General features: G+C 60.1%; 9 protein-coding genes and 1 pseudogene. 6 read left to right on the forward strand and 4 right to left on the reverse strand.

Features of this window, described 5'->3' with window-relative positions; all coding sequences use genetic code 11:
- Positions 1 to 1254, reverse strand: coding sequence for an O-antigen ligase family protein (locus AC04SG_RS28695; RefSeq protein ID WP_488553795.1), 1254 nt, complete (start codon positions 1252 to 1254; stop codon positions 1 to 3).
- On the reverse strand, positions 1251 to 2459 hold the full coding sequence (locus AC04SG_RS28700; protein ID WP_488553796.1) for a glycosyltransferase family 4 protein: 1209 nt from the start codon (positions 2457 to 2459) through the stop codon (positions 1251 to 1253). The genes AC04SG_RS28695 and AC04SG_RS28700 overlap by 4 nt, the downstream gene beginning before the upstream one ends.
- Positions 2460 to 3254: 795 nt before the next feature.
- Between AC04SG_RS28700 and AC04SG_RS28705 the strand changes: the two genes are divergently transcribed.
- Both AC04SG_RS28705 and AC04SG_RS28710 read left to right on the forward strand, forming a co-directional pair.
- Positions 3255 to 4985, forward strand: a complete 1731-nt coding sequence (locus tag AC04SG_RS28705) for a calcium-binding protein (protein ID WP_488553797.1) — start codon at positions 3255 to 3257, stop codon at positions 4983 to 4985.
- A 1498-nt stretch (positions 4986 to 6483) separates the two neighbouring features.
- Positions 6484 to 8616, forward strand: coding sequence for an adenylate/guanylate cyclase domain-containing protein (locus tag AC04SG_RS28710; RefSeq protein ID WP_488553798.1), 2133 nt, complete (start codon positions 6484 to 6486; stop codon positions 8614 to 8616).
- A 165-nt stretch (positions 8617 to 8781) separates the two neighbouring features.
- On the opposite strand, the gene AC04SG_RS28715 is transcribed toward AC04SG_RS28710, so the two are convergent.
- The gene (locus AC04SG_RS28715; protein ID WP_488553799.1) at positions 8782 to 10548 is read right to left on the reverse strand and encodes a patatin-like phospholipase family protein; all 1767 of its coding nucleotides are present in this window, start codon (positions 10546 to 10548) and stop codon (positions 8782 to 8784) included.
- A gap of 390 nt (positions 10549 to 10938) precedes the next feature.
- On the opposite strand from AC04SG_RS28715, the gene AC04SG_RS28720 reads away from it, so the two are divergent.
- The 4 genes from AC04SG_RS28720 to AC04SG_RS28735 all read left to right on the forward strand — a co-directional run bounded on the left by AC04SG_RS28720 (position 10939) and on the right by AC04SG_RS28735 (position 16633).
- A complete protein-coding gene (locus AC04SG_RS28720) occupies positions 10939 to 12126 on the forward strand; it encodes a magnesium transporter (protein WP_488553800.1) in 1188 nt (395 codons plus the stop codon).
- Between the two features lie 462 nt (positions 12127 to 12588).
- Positions 12589 to 13863 (forward strand): tetratricopeptide repeat protein, encoded by a 1275-nt coding sequence (locus AC04SG_RS28725; RefSeq protein WP_488553801.1) that lies wholly within the window; start codon positions 12589 to 12591, stop codon positions 13861 to 13863.
- 10 nt (positions 13864 to 13873) lie between these two features.
- Positions 13874 to 14677, forward strand: coding sequence for a FecR family protein (locus AC04SG_RS28730; protein ID WP_488553802.1), 804 nt, complete (start codon positions 13874 to 13876; stop codon positions 14675 to 14677).
- 15 nt (positions 14678 to 14692) lie between these two features.
- Complete coding sequence (locus AC04SG_RS28735) at positions 14693 to 16633, forward strand: CHASE2 domain-containing protein (RefSeq protein WP_488553803.1); 1941 nt, start codon at positions 14693 to 14695, stop codon at positions 16631 to 16633.
- 241 nt (positions 16634 to 16874) lie between these two features.
- Here AC04SG_RS28735 and AC04SG_RS28740 read toward each other — a convergent pair.
- Positions 16875 to 17180, reverse strand: a pseudogene (locus AC04SG_RS28740) (hypothetical protein); the annotation flags it as partial.

Consider the following 17180-nt stretch of genomic DNA (forward strand, 5'->3'; position numbering starts at 1 on the left):
CTATCGGCCCGCCGCTCGTGCAGTTGCCGCAACCGGTTTGGCTGTCCCGGCAACCAGGCAAAGAGTGATTGAAAACCAAACGATCGGGTGGCGAATGACCAGGTGCGGGAAGCCGAAGATGCCTATCGACAACACGAGCGCCACCAGAGCGTCGAGGCCTTTGCGCCATGCCTGGATTGCCGCGGTGCCAAGAATCCACAACAGGGCAAGGACCGCGAGAATGCCCCCTTGAGTGTACGTATCAAGCAACGTGCTGTGAGCCTCGAAAGGCAGATCGATAAACTCCTTGGTCACGACATTCCTGTCGACATGAGGCCCGGGGCCAAGGCCAAGTGAGGCGGAGCCCAAGCCCTTGCCCAAAGCATTGGTCCAGATGTTGATCCGCAGATTGGCGGTCTCGGCTGTCGCCTCGCCGCCTTCTCCTTTGGTCAAGCTCTTGGCAAAGTTTTCGACACTGGTCGCTTCCGCAAGCACATAGGGTGTTGCAGAGATTGAAAGAGGAAGCAGAGCAGCCAATGACAGGAGCAGGACCTGGCGGCCGAGCGAGGCTTGTCCGCCTGTGGCGACCCAGGTCCGGACACGCAGCAGCAAGAAGATCAAGCCGGTCAGAACGATCGTCAAAAGATAGGTGTCGCTCTTGGTCAATCTCCCGACATAGACGATGAGAGCAATGCTCGCGAGCGCGTACGCCCTGGCGATCATGCTATGGGTTGTTACCGCCAGATGCAGCGCAAGAGGGCCGAAAAGTGCGCAATAAAGAGCCAGCTGGTTTGGATTGTCGGACCAACCCGTGAACCGGTCCCAGAACCACGGGTTTACTCCGGACTGATGGATCAAATTGAATCCAAGTGCCACCTGGAAAGCAAAACATCCATTCGCAATTGCGATCACCAGCCATGAGGTGCGGCGCAGATGGCGATCCGCGTTCGGATCTGCCGCAAGCAGGCATGTGACGGAGGCCAATAGCAGGTAGGCGATCGTGTCGTGTATCGGCGCTTCTAGATACTGAACGGTTGTAAGCATGCCGACGATCAGGCCCAGGCTGAGGGCGAATGTCATGATCGCCCAGAAGGCACTGAGAATGGAAAGTGCCGGCGTGACCACGAGTTGGCCCCCCGCAAGTACCCGGCCCAACGATATGAGGATCCACAGGGCCAGAAATAGTTCGCTGATGCCGAACGGCGCTCCCGGGATCTCAAGTTGAGATGCGTAGGCCATCGCGACGCCGCCGGCCAACAACACGTCTCGAATCATTGGCGCACCTCGCCCAGTCGGCCGAGCGCGGCATCCTTTCCAGCCTGCGAAGGCAAATCTGCATCGCCGAGGGATCTGGCGCCAAGGACCTGATTGTAGAGGTCGCAATACTGATCGATCACCAGCGGCAGCGCGAAATGCGTCTTGACGAATTCGACGGACCGATGACCCATGGTCCTTCCGCTGCCGCGGTCGGACAAGATTTCTATTATTCTTGACGCAAGACCATCTGCATCATGGGCTGGGACCAGATATCCATTCCAACCGTCTTCGACCACCTCATTGCAGCCGGGCATATTAGAGGCGACGATCGGCAATCCCGCCAGTCCCGCCTCAAGCAGGACGCGCGGAACTCCTTCCCGATATTGCGTTGGAAAGGCGAATAGATCGGCCATGCCAAGGAGGGCGGCAACGTCCTGTCGTGGACCCAAGGCTATGACATGAGGGGAATACCGATCGATGTCCGATTTGGCGACGGCAAACGGACCCTCGGATTCCCATGGGCCGACCAGTACAAAACGGGCATTGGGCCTCGCGGCCAGGACGCGGGGGACGGCTTCAAGCAGTGTCGGGATGCCTTTTTGACGAGTGAGCCGGCCGACAAAAATTACAACTTCAGCGGACTGGAGCCCAAGCTCTTGGCGCAATTTCTCTGGCGACGATGTGAGATGGGTTGCGGCAGCGAATGCATCAACATCGATTCCAGAACTGCGGATTACTCTTCCGCTGCCGCGTCCGATCAGCCGATAACGCTCAAAGAAAGCGTGATCGTCCCGATTTTGGAATACTGTCGCAGCCGTCCAGAATGACGAAAGCCACTGCAGTGTGCAAAAGACTGGACGAAGGGCCAGAGCCCTTGGCTCCAGAGATGAAAACGTCCAGCCCAGCCCATTGATTGTACGGACGACCGGAACCGACCCGCGCACCGCCAGTGGTGTTAACAGATTGGGCTTCGTGTCAAAGCTTTGGACAATATCCGGACGGAGCTCCGACATCAGTTTTCGAATCGTTTTAATGGCGCCGCTGCTGCCATTGGAAAATCGGTCGAAGCCATAACGACGATGCGTAATGCCATGCCGCAAGAATGCGGCCTCATCGCCGGTGGAGACTGCACTGACCCGAAAGCCCCTTTCGCGCATCGACAGCAGGAACGGAATTCTAAAGGCGTGATCCTCGCCCCCCACACACACGAGATGCGGATTCATTCCCCGTCTCCTGACCGTGCGCATAACTCCGATCGTGCGCGCTGGCCGGCTGTTGGTCCTGCCGTCATTGTCCTTGGTTCCGCTGCCTGGAACTTGTCATGCCAAGCTTCACGGTACGGTCAGGCTTGCCGGCTGTCCTCGTCCGTTTGAATGAGCGAGTTCCACTCGTGCGCGCAGGGTCTTCGGCTCGGACCGAAATGATGCGCGTCGTCTCCCGGCAAGGCGCGCCTGAAGGAGTGCTTCGGGTGGCCTTCCCTCGCTAGCGGTTTGGCCTGGTTCGTTTACCCACCGGCCATCTCCGCGAAAATGCGACTGGGGTCGCAAGACACCATGACCTGGCTCAACATCAGTACAGAAGTTCGCAGGCAGACGCATGTCGCGCAGAAAGCGGTTCCTTTTCCGCCGCCTGTCGACTGCCTTCAGTAAGTCGAATTGCCGGATATTAAGATTCGAAGGTTTCGACGCGTCGCATGAGAGATGATCGGCTCAACAAAGCATCCAAAAACGGGGTTTCTTCCAAAAAATTGAAGGTTTAACGCCGATGTTTTGAGCTCTCAGTAACCACGCCAGTAATCAGTGATTGTCAGTGAGTATCGGTTTTGATTTGGTGCCGACAATGCCGCCGATTAGGCAAGGCAAGCGTGATGTTGGGCCTTGTTGGCTTGAGGCTGCCGAGGTGTTCAAGGCTCAGATCAATGTTTCTATCAACGCATTTCCGTATTTGATTTGGCGCTAATGTAGACTCTCGGCTAGGCAGGGGGTGGGGCGCTACCAGTCAGAAGAGAGAACCTTCGCATGGCTACGATGCACTACGCCTACGGCGCCCCTGCCGCAGCAGCTGCAGCCTACGGCTTCAACCTAGTCGATCTCCAGTACGCCTCATCGGTCAACGCCCTGCCGGATGGCTCCAAGGCCTTGATTTGGCTGGATGAAAGCAACGGTGTAACCGCCTCCTTCATAGACAAGGTGACGCCTCTCCTCAACAATCCGAAGGTTTTTGGATTTTATCTGACCGATGAACCTGACCCCACTGGTAAATATCATACCCAGGTCAGCGCTGCGAATCTGAAGGCCGAATCAGACTGGATTCACTCCCATTTCCCGGGGGCCAAGACTTTCATCACTCTGATGGACATGGGGTCATTCACAAATTCCGACTACACGAACACCTATAATCCGGCCAACACCGGGATCGACTTCTACGGAATAGATCCCTATCCGGTGCGCTCGACCGTGGTCGACTTCGATTATATCGATAGAGCTGTGGCAGCCGCGCTGAAAGCGGGCATACCATTGAGTGCAATCGTTCCGGTGTATCAGGCGTTTGGCGGCGGTGGCTGGGCGACCAATACGGGCGGTTCGTATGTGATGCCTACGACCGCCCAAGAGCAGACCATGTTGGACCATTGGGCAAAGCTCGTTCCTTCACCTGCCTTTGACATGGTCTACAAATGGTCTTCGCAGAACGGCGAGACATCGCTCGGCAACACGCCGGCAATGCAGGCTTTTTTCCTGGATCACAACAGCCATACCGGGACAACGACCCCGCCGCCAACCACGCCAACCACCCCTCCGCCAACCACGCCAACCACTCCTCCCCCTGTCGATCCTACTCCTCCGACCACGGACAAAGTCGTCGGTACCAGCGGCGCCGATCTTCTTCAGGCAGTCGGCGCGCACACGATGACCGGCTATGGCGGCAACGACACATATTATGTTGACAGCACTGGTGATCGGGTTGTCGAGGCTTCCGGCGGCGGAACAGACAAGGTTCTCACCTCAGTGAGCTATGCGCTTTCCGCCGGCTCATCGATCGAGCATCTCGCCACCACCAATGTGGCCGGCACAGCGGCAATCAACCTGACCGGTAACGAATTCGGCCAGACGCTCGAGGGCAATGCCGGCAACAACATTTTTAAAGGCGGCCGCGGCGCCGACATCATGATTGGCCACGCCGGAAACGACGATTACTGGGTAGACAACGCCGGCGACAAGGTGATCGAGACCCCTGGCCAGGGTCAGGACAGGATATGGACCTCTGTAAGCCATGCGCTCTCGGCCGGCTCGTCGATTGAAGTCCTCGGCACCACGAAGGAGTCTGCCACCACGTCAATCAACCTCACCGGCAACGAATTCGCCCAGACCATCCAGGGAAATGCTGGCAACAACGTCATCAGCGGCGGCGGTGGCGCCGACAAACTGACCGGCTTTGGCGGCAAGGATGTTTTCGTCTTCAACTCCGCGCTTGGCGCGGGCAATGTCGACAAGATTACTGACTTCAACCCGTGGCAGGACAAGATCTACCTTGATGATGCTATCTTCAAAGGGCTCAAGGTCGGAACGCTCGCAGGCGGTGCTTTCCATGGCGGGACGGCAGCACACGACAGTACCGACCATATTGTCTACAACAGCACGACCGGAGCGCTCTATTTCGACAGTGACGGAGCCGGTGGCGCCGCTCAAACGCAATTCGCCACGCTTTCCCCACATCTGGCGATCACATCAAGTTCATTCGTTGTGATCTGAGAACGTCAACTGCCCTCGCGCTGGCTTCGTGATGAATGAAGCAGCGCGAGCGCAACTGTGCGGGGCTTCCTGCCGGGCGTATGGCTCAGGACGAACCCACGCGCCTGAGACATTGTCTCTGTAGGCAGAGGCCACTGCAGGCAGGGGCCTCGGCGCTGACTATGCGCAACCTACAAAGCCGACCATCACCGGCGAAATCCTCGAGATGGAATAACCTGTGACAGACTATGGCGCACCGACTGCGCCGTTGGGCCTTGCTGTCTGACCATGCCCCCACCTTGCGAGATCGGCGGATCTCGCCGAGCTGGGGTTCCCAACCCTTGGACCCGCTCCGTGGGCGTCACCCGTTTCGCGCGCTCACCAGATGCAACTGAGTCCCGTTCGCGATCGGTGCACGGCCGATATGTCCGCATCAGGCCTGCCTCGTCCGGGGGCAGTTGAATCCCGATGCAATCGCCCGCAATTCCCCTCTGAGACTGAAGTCACATACGCCCGTCATCTTCCGGGATTAATGGAAGGTATCTGCAGTTTGGGGCGTGACCATGCCTATAGCCAACGATCTGCTCGACGTGGAGCTCCAGTTTGAGTGCCCGGTCTGCAAACATCCAATCATTCGAAATGGCTCATGGTTTAAGTCGATTTCTCGCTTCACCTGTGACGGCTGCGGGGCTGGGCTTCGGCTAGGTTATTTCGACAAACTGGCTCTGTTCGACAGGCACAAGCATTTGGTCCACTCGCGCTGGCGATCAGCGGATCGATTGAATAGTTGAATCGTCGGATACCGCGATCCGGACCTGAGGCGATGTCTGACGCCTACACGCACCGGCTGGCCGGAATGGATGGCGATCGGACAGCAGTAGACCAACCCGTCGATTTACTCATCCGGGGCAGGATGGTGTGTCGGCAAGTCCGCCCACTCGCATCGGTTCTTGTCGACTGCCGCTCCATTCGCCTCGACCAACGCCGCCAATAGGTCAAACGCTCTTTGTCCCAACTGCAAAGGCTGCCCGTCGCGGCGCAGCAAGCGGTCCGTTCCGTCGAGCACGAACGGGCCAAAGGAGTTGTGTGCATCTTCCATAGACACGATCGTAGCCTGTCTTCCCAAGCTGGTCATCGCACGCTCGCTGGCAGTATCTTGCTCGCCCAACCGCATCGCGCCAGAAGCCAGGGTGCATCGCGTCCGCTTTCCGGACGCCTGGTCGAACCGCGGTACCTGCTATCCAGGTTCAAGCGCGCCACCTTGGGCTTTGGATGGGGTAGCATCCAAAACGCAATTCACGAGAAGCAAGCAAGCCCTCAGACCATTCTCCATGGCCGCTTCTGCCGTGCGATCCCACGGGGAAACCGACAACGCATTCCCGCACACGTCTCGCGGTAAATTTGGTATGCATATGCGAGGGAGAGGGGGAACAGATGTAACACGATCCTGGCTTGCCGTCCGGCGCGACGCCGACTCTCCTGTTTCCGAAGACCTGATGCAAAAGCAAAGTAAGATCTCATGTCTTCTTCAGATGTGACCGGCTCATCCAGCCCCGCGGGCTGGGGATTGGCTGCAAAGCTGTTTACAACCCTCGTCCTTCTTGGCGCGATCGCAGTCATGATCACCGGGGCGCTGGGTTACTTCCGCGCCCGCGACGCTCTCGAAAAAGCAGTCTTCGACCAACTCACGGCCGCCCGTCAGACCAAGACGCGCCAGGTCGAAACCTACTTCCGCACAATCCAGGCGGAACTGCGCCTGCTTGCCACTTCCAAGATGGTGATCGATGCGACACGCGAGTTCCGGACCGCGGTCGACCAACTCGACCGGGCAGGCGCGCCGCCTGAACTGCGGCAGAGGGTCGGCGATTGGTACGCTGAGAACTTCATGCCCGGAATGACGCGCACCCTCGGTAGGGAGCCAGCCCTGTCGGACTACCTGCCGGTCGGTGCTGCCCCCTACTATCTGCAGTATCACTACATTGTGGACAATCCCAACCCGGCGGAGCGGCGCAAGCTTCTCGACGACGCTGGCGACGGGAGCGAATACTCCAGGCTGCATGCCATATATCATCCATTGATGCGCGCTGCGGCTACCACGGTCGGCTTTTTCGATTTCATGATTGCCGATCCCAAATCAGGTCGCCTGATCTATACGGTCGAGAAGGAGGTGGATTTCACCACGTCTCTTCAATTGGGTCCGTACCGCGGCACCAACGTCGCGGCCGCCGTCGCCCGCTGCTCGCAGATCGCAGACCCGTCAGCCATCTGCCTCGTAGATTTCGCCTCTTATGCGCCATCAGGCGGCGCGCCGATCGCCTTCATCGCAGCACCGGTGATTGCCCAAGGCGTCGTCATCGGCGTGCTGGTCGCGCAATTGTCGAATGATGAGATCGACAACGTCGTCACCGGTAGCCGCCGCTGGCGGCAGGAAGGGTTCGGCAACACGGGTGAGGCCTATCTCGTCGGGCCCGATTATCTGGTGCGCTCTGGCCCGCGGGCGTTCTACGAGAACCGGGATAACTTCTTCGCCGACCTCAAATCCGTTGGCACTTCGGACGAGGAAATCGCCGTCATTCAGCGTTACGGGACACCAGTGCTGCATCAGCGCGTCGACACCGAGGCCTCCCGTGCCGCGCTCGCCGGTGTCGAGGGCACGGGCGAGATCATCGGATACCGTGGCGTCCCGACGCTCGCCTCATGGGGACCGCTCGCGATTTCCGATGTCAAGTGGGCTCTCGTCGCCAAGATCGACAGCGCCGAGGCCTTCGCACCGATCGCCGAACTCCGCCGGGATCTGTTGCTCGTCGGAGGACTGGCGATGCTCGTGGTCGTCGCCACCGCCTCCTGGCTGTCGCATGCGCTGCTCGGACCCCTCCGCGATCTGACTGCCGGGGTGAAACGCTTCTCTGCTGGCGACTATGCGACCAGCGTGCCGGTCCGCACGCGCGACGAGATTGGCGAGCTCTGCTCGGCCTTCAATGGCATGGTTGAGGATCTGCACCAGAAGAATGTCGTGATCGAAAACAAGAACCGCGAGAACGAGCTGCTGCTGCTCAACGTCCTGCCGGCACCGATCGCCAATCGGCTGCGCGCTGGCGAGGAGAGGATCGCCGACGGCTTCGCCGAGGTCACGGTCGCCTTCGCAGACCTGGTCGGGTTCACGGCGCTGACATCGGAAATGCCGCCGCACGATGTCGTGATGTTTCTCAACGGACTCTTCACGCGCTTCGACGTTGCCGCCAATGATCTCGGCATCGAGAAGATCAAGACGGTGGGCGACTCCTATATGGCGGTGTGCGGCCTGCCCGTGCCGGTGGCCAACCACGCCGAGCGCATGGTCCGCATGGCCATCCGCATGGTCCACATTACCCGTGAGCACGCGATGGAACACAACGTTTCGATGAAGCTCAGGGTTGGCGTCAACAGCGGGCCGGTGGTCGCCGGCGTCATTGGCAAGAGCAAGTACATCTATGATTTATGGGGTGACACAGTGAACCTGGCGAGCCGCATGGAGTCGGGTGGAGTTCCCGACTCTGTTCAGGTGACGCGCCCCGTCTACGAACAGCTCAAGGACCAATTCATCTTCGAGCCGCGCGGCGCTATCGAAGTCAAAGGCAAGGGAAAAGTGGAAGCCTGGGTATTGAGGTTTTAGTCGCGGGGGCAGCTCCGATGCCGGCTTGCGCCCCTTCTGTCCGCCGTCAATGGCTTTCGCCGCGGGCGCAACTGGGCGTCCCGAGGGGAGCGGACCCGAATGTCCGCTTCGCGCCCCAACGCGGTCAGCCGGTCGTCGTTCAACTCGATCCGCTCGCCGACCTGCTCAACCGAGCACCGCCCTGAATCCTGAGTCGTTCTGGCGGAGACGTTCCTCGATCCATTGCGCCGTGCGGTCGTAGGCGTCCGAAAACAACTCGGAATGCCGACTCCAATCCATGAAGGTGCTCGAAACCTGCGGACAGACTAAGACATCCTCGTCGCCGACGGCAATGTCCTGTGGCCCGTGTGCCAGGATACTCGCGGCAATAACCTGAAGCATGCTGGGAACCTGCGGCAGGCGGGCACGGCCGAAAGGGTTCAGCAGGGCGATCGCCAGTTCCGATCTTCCGGGGATGCGGTCATAGTCGATGTGGTATTTTTGCGGTGCACTGGACCTGAAGCTCACGATGACATTGGGGCCGGTCTTGAGTTCCCTCATCTGTTCCAGCGGCAAATTGTTCATGATGGCGCCGTCCACCAGCATATCGCCATCAGCCGTAAAGAACGGCGGCAGGACACCCGGGAGCGAGCCGGATGCCCGAACGGCCTGCCAGAGTTTTCCACGACGGTGGACATGGGGCTGACGGCTGCTCAGATTGCTCGAAAGCGCAAAGAACGGAAGCCAAAGATCTTCGATCAGAACGTCGCCGTATTCCTCCCGGAGGGCTCGATCGAAGGCTTTGTGATCCAGGAGTGCGAAACGCGGCCAGGTGGGGCGCCGAAACGCCCGACTTTTGACAAATACGTTGTGCGTGCCGCGGTCGATCTGCTCCGCGTCCAACCCTCTTGCGAAGCCGGCCATCATCGCCGCTCCGGAACTCGTCCCGCCGAGATAGTCGAAGCGCCCGCCCGCCTCGACGAAGGCCTTGTAGACGCCCAGATGGGCGCTGCCCAGGGACCCACCCCCCGCCGCCACGAAGCCACGTGCCTTGCAGGAAATAAATCGGACCAGGCGCTGGATATCAGACGCGTCCTCCAGCGCAACATGATGATGCTGGCCGACATGGGGGCGCTCATCGAGCCACGCAGAGGTGCCGGAGACCGCAGCCGAGCGATTGTCGTGAATTAGGACAAGCCGACCGGTCGATGGTGGATGGACCGATAGCGCCAACTCCTCGGACGTGTTCAAGCGAGGCGAAGAGGACGCGTTCGCTAACAGCAGGACGGTATCGGCCTGGCGAATGCAGACTCGGGTCCATTCATTAGGTTCTTCATCGGCGACGTAGACAACGAATTCAGCTTGCGCCTCCAGTTCGTTCAACCAGTTAAGGACCGGTTGGTCGTCGATCGGACGACCTGCGAACTTCGCGTGGACGTCAAGCCGGGAAACGAACTGAGCGCGCGTGACCGCACCGAACTCTTGCTGTAGCTGCCCGATGAAAACCGGTGAGATGCGACTTCCGCCGGCTGCGATGATGGCAAGCGTTCGGATCTTGGCAGGTTTCTGACGTGACAAAATCGGAGATTGCGTGGCGAACCGGCGCGCCAGAGATATTGTGACCGCCTCTCTCAGGTTCGGCAGGGCCTCGGCCGCCTTCTCGAAATGATTACGACTGATTTCAAGGACGATCGAATCGCGCGCTGCAAGGACAGTGGCCGTACGGGGCAGCCCTGCAAAGAAACCAATTTCGCCGACCAGTTCGCCTTGTGCGATCTCGGCGACCGAGCCAATCCGATCTCCTTTGTGTACCGTAAAGCGACCGGACAGCACGACGAAGAACCTGTCCGATGGATCGCCTTCGCAAACCAGGACCTCACCGCGCCTTAGAACCCGACGGTCGGATTCGGCAGCCAAAGCCTCGAGCGCCAGCAACGACGCACGATCGAACATCAATGTCGCCGACAATAATCTCGCGGCGAGAGAATCGGCGGAGGACATTTTGAGCCAGCCGGGGAACGCATTCGCTCCGGTAACTGTATACCGTACCGCTCGTGTTTGCAGCATCGCAAGGCGCGATCCGAGCCGAACCCCAACGTTGCCGGGTGGGGCCCGTCTAGCGGGGGCAGCTCCGATGCCGGCTTGCCCCCCTTCTGTCCGCCGTCAATGGCTTTCGCCGCGGGCGCGACTGGGCGCCCTGAGGGGACCCGCTTCGCGCCTCAGCCCGCAATAACTTCGAGAACCACAAGGGAAGTGCCGGGGCCGCAAGAAGCTGTCGTATTCCGCACTGGTGCGATCCGATACTTTACATGCTATGTGACCTTCAATTGGGGGCCATAGCAAATGAAAGAAGAGACCGGCGTTCAGAAGTTGGTGCGCACGCTGCGTGCCCGAGCACCCGATGACGCAGCTGAATTGCTCGCCAGAGAGTCTCCCGAGTTCATCCGCGACACACTAAAGCTGTTGCCGGACGGGCACGCCCGAAAGGTGGCCGAGCATTTGCCACTGCACATGCGGCCCATCGGGTCTCATGGCGGTGGCGAGGGTGTCGCGATACCCGAGTCGCTCATCGAACTGATCGACCCGATTTCCGCCAGCGTTCCAGTCGGAACGACCGTTGCTGCCGCGGTTGAAGCTGTCAGACGCGCCCAGGTGCCGACTGAGCTCACTTATCTCTACGTCACGGACGAGGGCGATAAACTGGTTGGCCTGGTGGTCCTGCGCGATCTGATGCTGAGCGAACCGGACGCCATTGTCGATCAGATCATGCTGCCCAGGCCGTTTGCTCTGAATGTCGATCTATCTTTGAGCAACGCATGCGAGGCAGCGGTACGGCGTCACTACCCTGTCTACCCGGTGGTGGACACGGAGAACCGGCTGCTCGGGCAGGTTCGCGGTTGGCGCTTGTTCGAGCAGCAAATCATCGAGATTTCCGCCCAGTCCGGCCAGATGGTAGGTGTCCAGAAGGAGGAGCGCTCTTTTACGCCGCTGTTTTCAGCCTTCTTGAAGCGTCATCCGTGGCTGCAGTTGAACCTCCTGACGGCCTTCCTGGCCGCATTCGTGGTCAGTTCGTTCACAGGCACGATCGAGAAGGTCGTCGCCCTGGCGGCGTTCCTCCCGGTCTTGGCCGGGCAGAGCGGAAACACCGGCTGCCAGGCACTGGCTATGACGCTGCGTGGCCTTGCCCTGGGGGATGTGGACAAACGACCGAAGCTGCACCTGGTGATGAGAGAGGGCGCGCTCGGGATCGCTAACGGCTTGCTCGTCGGCCTTGTTGCCGCTGCGGCGATGTGGTTCTACGCCTCGAGACAACCGGAGTCGGCGGCCCAAGCGCCCATGCTGGCACTCGTGATCCTGCTTGCCATGTCCGGAGCGTGCCTCATGTCCGGAATCTCCGGCGTGCTGATCCCGTTGGGCCTGCGCCGGGTCGGCGCCGATCCGGCGGTCGCTTCGGCAATCTTTCTCACCACCGTGACCGATATTATTGGCATGGGCCTGATGCTGGGGCTGGCCACCATACTCGTGCTGTAGCAAGGCGCGGCCAGGGACGCGTCCCTGGGAATTGGGGTAAGCTGACCTCGTCGCGTTCAGCGAATTGCGAGAGCCAGGCCGCATCCCGGACACATCGTGAGAAGCATCTCAGCTCTCCGACCCCTTGCGCAACGCGACGGAAGACCTTGGATAAGCCTCGGGTGACCTTGAAGCCTCGTTCGGTGACCAGATACGCGCAGAATCGTGCAAACAATATAAATCTTGTCCCACTTAGGGATTTGAATTATTTGCCGCTAGTGCCGAATACTCCAATTACGTCCAGCAACGCTGAGAAGATGTTTTGGCAACCAGTGCAGCCGAAATAGGAATAAACCCGACGATTTGTTGCGCAGCTGCAACAGCTGCTGAAGCTCGCATGGTCTGGTGACGGTTTCGTCGCCTTTTTTCTTGTAGTCGTGCTAAATCCTTCGCACTAGTCGGGTCAGGGGTGGGGTTCTCGGCATGCAATCTTCGGCTCGAATGATCTTCGGCTGTGCCGCAGCGCTGCTTTTCAGCGGCGTATTGCCGGCCGGCGCACAAGGTCTTTTTGCGGGCTATGACGATGCGTTTTCGGCCCGAATCTCCAGTCCGGCCGACAATGGAACGCTCGCCCAATTCGTCACGGTTGCGGTCAACGCGGGACAATACGATCAGGCGATCTCCTCAATCGAGCAGTATCTGATCAAATACCCCCGCGATGCGCGCGCCCGGCTTGCGGCCAGCCGGTTGTATTATCATGTCGGGTCCTATGAATTGGCCCGGCGGCAGGTGCAGTACGGCATCGAAGTCGGCGGTCTGACCGAAAGTGAGCAGCAGGAAGCTGTTCGCCTGCTGGCCCGCATCGAGCGCGCGTTGCGTGGCGTTACCTGGGAACTCGCCCTGACGGGAGGCGTATTCAGCGCATTCACCGATTTTGAGCCAGGCGGGGCGCAGGACGACGACAGCTTCGTCTCGCCCTACGGGCGGGCCGACGGCTTTGTTCGATGGGACCTCGGCACGCCAAGTGCTGACGCCCTCGTTCTTTCGGGCTCGTTGACGGCGACAGAGCGTTTCTTCACGGAAGACCTGTCGGTTCCAGGTAGCGAGAAGACTTTTGTCCACGGCAACGCAGCGATTACCTGGGACAAGGGGCTGCCCAACAGTGGGATTGATTCGCTTCGCCTGCTGCTTTCCGCGTTTGCCGTTACAGATCGTTTCGACAGCGATATCCACGAAACCGGGGTCGGCCTCAGCGGACGTTTCCTCGTTCGCCCGACGGTCGAGACGACCCTCTTCGCCGGTGGCGGCTACATCGATCTAAGCGCCTCGCAAGGCATTTTCGCCGATAGCAGGGTCTTCTATGAGGCAGGCGGCAGCTACCGCTTCCGTAACGGCCAGGCGCTCGGACTGCGCTTTGTCGGCTCGAATGACTTCGCTTCAGGATCTGGCGAAATCGGCCGCAGCTACACGGGCGAGGTCCGCTATGGCGGCCTGTTGATGACCGTACCGGACTTTTTCGCATGGTCGCACCAGATCGCCTTCTCGGCCGGCCACAGCGACACTCCCGATCTGTCTGTCGGGATCGGCACAAATATCAAAAGCGACTTCTGGCGCATTGCCTCGGAAAGCGATTTTCAGATGACGGAAGCCCAGAAGATCAGCGTTGATCTCGCCTACAGAGAAACCAACTTCGCCGTCGCTAACAGCGACCGAAGATCGTTCGAAATGCTCATGAGCTATACGTTGACGCTCAATTGAAAGGGCCGCGATGAGGTACCGTCTGATCGCCACTCTTATCGCCTGCCTTGCCTTCGCTGCACCCTCCGCCGCTGAGACGGTCGGATCGATGACAGCCTATCAGACCAACATCGTTCGCAATAACGGTGGGACAATGAACGTTGGTGCCGGCGTCGAACTCGGCGACCAGCTGCGCAGCGATCCCACCGGTCTTGGAATGCTGGTGTTCCGGGATGAATCGAGCGCCAAGATAGGTCCGAACACCAGCCTGACGATCGATGAATTCGTCTATAAACCGGGCTCCGGATCAGGAAAGATCGACATCGGCATGAACAGCGGCCTGGCCCGTTTTTATGGCGGCCAGGTTTCGAAAGGGGGCGTCATGCAGGTTGCGACGCCGCACATGGTGCTCGGGGCGAGGGGCGGCATCATCGAGGTGATGGTGGCAGCCGGCCAGACTGTCGGCATACTGCGCGCCGGCCGTATGACCTGCACGATCAATGGCAAACGGCTAGTCATCACAAACCCCGGCTACGCCTGCACATCGGAAGATGGCAAGCTGTTGACAGGCTACGGCGGAATCGACACCTTCCCGATATTGGACAGTATCGACCGGATAGCCGGCACCGGTCTGCCAGGCGCACCGGGCCCTGGATTGGACGTAAGCGCAATTTGTGCGTCGGCACTCGGCGGCTCGCTCAAAGTCTGCGACTCCACGGACGGCGCATTGCCAGGAGTGGTCATGGAATTCCCTGACAGCCCAACGCCACCTGTGGGCAGCGGGGGGCGGAGGGGCGACGGCGAGGGCGATGGCTGCTCCCGCTTCTGCAATTAAGCCCGGGCGCCCGGCATGAGCCCCTTTGCTGATTGGCGCTGGGCTGATTGGCGCTGGACCGCGAGGCGCAAGATATCCGGTCTTGGGCTCATTCTTTTGCTGCTCGCTTCCCATTTGGCTTTCGACGGGCCTCTGTCGCGCCTGCGCGAACGCACGTACGACTTCTACCAGTTTCTCGCCCCACGCCAGGCGACGAGCAATCCTGTCGTGATCGTCTCGATAGACGACGCCAGCCTCAACGCACATGGGCGATGGCCCTGGAACCGTGGCCTCTTGGCCGATCTGGTCGATGGCATCACCCAATCCGGCGCGTCGGTGGTCGGGCTTGCGCTGGTACTCCCCGAAGCCGACACCTCGCCTGAGGGCATCGCCGGAGACAAGCGCCTGGCTGCGGCGCTGGCCAAAAATCGGACGGCGCTTGCCGTCAGCCTGGGCAATGAGGCGACGGTTTCAGAAGCAGAACCCAAAGCTGGCTGGTCGATCGTCGGGCAAGTCCCGGATACACTTCCCGGCTTCACCGGCTTGACCGGCTCGCTTGCCGAGTTCTCGAACGCCGCCGTGGGCCTCGGCGTGATCCGCACCTTGCCCGATCCCGACGGCGTACTGCGCCATGTGCCGCTGCTTTGGCTTCGCAACACCGCTCAAGGCGTGCAGCTGTGGCCGTCCTTCTCGCTCGAGCTCCTGCGCCTTTACACCGGACAGGACGGTTACATAGCCCGGATGAATGCAGGCGGGTTCGACGCACTCAGGATGGCCGGCGCCATTGTGCCGCTCGAGCCGGAGGGGGGCATCCGCCTCTGGGAAACCGCCACCGATACGCCCCGCCTGTCTGCCAGCACCATCCTTTCGGGCCATGGCGATGCGCGGCTGCGGGGCGCTATCGCCATTGTCGACCTGTCGGCTGTGGGACTGACGCAGTACCTGCCCACGCCGACACATCCAGCGCGACCAGGCGCGGACATCCACGCCGATGCGATCGCCCAGATGATTGCCGGGCGCTACCTGGCAGAGCCAACGCACGCGAGAATGCTCGAACGGCTCTGGTTTCTCCTGAGCGCCGTCGTTTTCATCGGGCTTTCAGGAGTGCTCGCCGGGCGTGTCGTGGTTGGCGCCCTCGCCCTTGCGCTGCTGGCCGTCACCCCGTTCGTGTTCGGCGCTCTCGAGTACAGCCTGCAAGGCGCACTCTATGACCCGCTGCAGCCGGCGCTTGCAACGATCATGGTTGCGGGCTTCGAAGGCTATGTTTTGTACAGGCGCAGCGAGCAGCGCCGGTCCACCCTGACGCGACAGTTCTCCCAATATCTTTCGCCCTCCGTGGTGCAGCGCCTTGCGAGCTCGGACACCGAGGCAATCCTGTCCGGCGAGAAGCGCGAAATCACAATCCTGCTCAGCGACATACGCGGCTTCACGACGATGAGCGAACAGCTCGACACCCAAGAAATCGCTAAGGTGGTCAACCATTTCCTCGGCATTGCGACCGATGAGATCCTCAAGCGCGACGGCACCATCGACAAGTTCATGGGCGATGCCGTGCTGGCCTTCTGGAACGCACCGCTTGATCAACCCGATCATCGCGAGCGCGCGCTCGAGGCGGGCCTTGCCCTGATCGAGCGGGTGAAGCTCGAAGACGCCGCCTTCACGGCCGATGGCCATCGCTCCATCGAAATTGGCGTCGCCATAGAGACCGGCATCTGCTCGGTAGGCAATTTCGGGTCCGAACGGCGCTTCGATTACACCGCGATCGGCTCACCGGTGAATCGCGCGGCACGGCTCGAATCGACGACCAAGAAGCTGGGCATCCCCCTCGTGCTTGGACCCGGCTTTGCAGCAGGAGCATCGATGCCGGTTGTCCAGGCGGGCGCCTTTGAGCTCCAGGGTTTCAAGGGCGAGGTACCGGTGTTCACCGTTCCGGAGATGCAAGCTGCTGAGCCGCGAAGGAGAGAGCCAACGCGGTGACCAATCTGGCGCCCCTGCTGAGCGGTTGGTTCGCCGCCATCACGGTCCTGTTAGCCAACTTTCGATCCCGAAACCTGCTGGTCCTCGGCCCATTGTCGTCATGTGCGAAGTTGCATCCGATTGGCCGTTCTGGAGCTTAGCCGGTTGCTGAAGCCGCAGAGCATCATCTATGGAACGGCAATCGTGGCTCTGTCATCGCGCACGGCATGCTTGCGTCGTCAAATAGCCAGGTGCTCTAACTCTAGATCAGGCCGCGCATCGTCAGTTCAGCCTTCAGATAGGCATAATAGATCGGCGCGGCGACAAGACCCGGCATACCGAACCAGGCCTCCATGAAAACCATCGCCAGAAGAAGCTCCCAGGCACGCGCATTGATCCGCGAACCGATAATCTTGGCATTTACGAAGTATTCGAGCTTGTGAATGACGATGAGAAAGGCAAGCGAGCCTAGCGCTGCAAGGAAGGAGATGCTGAGGCTGACAACCACGATCACCGTGTTGGAGATCAGATTGCCGATGACCGGCAGAAGGCCGGCGACGAAAGTCAG

The organism is Mesorhizobium sp. CNPSo 4684 (genome assembly GCF_057784315.1).

What these genes read in the sequence shown, in the direction of transcription:
- AC04SG_RS28695 (WP_488553795.1), bottom strand. Translation starts at nt 1,254, where the DNA reads ATGATTCGAGACGTGTTGTTGGCCGGCGGCGTCGCGATGGCCTACGCA.
- AC04SG_RS28700 (WP_488553796.1), bottom strand. Translation starts at nt 2,459, where the DNA reads ATGAATCCGCATCTCGTGTGTGTGGGGGGCGAGGATCACGCCTTTAGA.
- AC04SG_RS28705 (WP_488553797.1), top strand. Translation starts at nt 3,255, where the DNA reads ATGGCTACGATGCACTACGCCTACGGCGCCCCTGCCGCAGCAGCTGCA.
- AC04SG_RS28710 (WP_488553798.1), top strand. Translation starts at nt 6,484, where the DNA reads ATGTCTTCTTCAGATGTGACCGGCTCATCCAGCCCCGCGGGCTGGGGA.
- AC04SG_RS28715 (WP_488553799.1), bottom strand. Translation starts at nt 10,548, where the DNA reads ATGTTCGATCGTGCGTCGTTGCTGGCGCTCGAGGCTTTGGCTGCCGAA.
- AC04SG_RS28720 (WP_488553800.1), top strand. Translation starts at nt 10,939, where the DNA reads ATGAAAGAAGAGACCGGCGTTCAGAAGTTGGTGCGCACGCTGCGTGCC.
- AC04SG_RS28725 (WP_488553801.1), top strand. Translation starts at nt 12,589, where the DNA reads ATGCAATCTTCGGCTCGAATGATCTTCGGCTGTGCCGCAGCGCTGCTT.
- AC04SG_RS28730 (WP_488553802.1), top strand. Translation starts at nt 13,874, where the DNA reads ATGAGGTACCGTCTGATCGCCACTCTTATCGCCTGCCTTGCCTTCGCT.
- AC04SG_RS28735 (WP_488553803.1), top strand. Translation starts at nt 14,693, where the DNA reads ATGAGCCCCTTTGCTGATTGGCGCTGGGCTGATTGGCGCTGGACCGCG.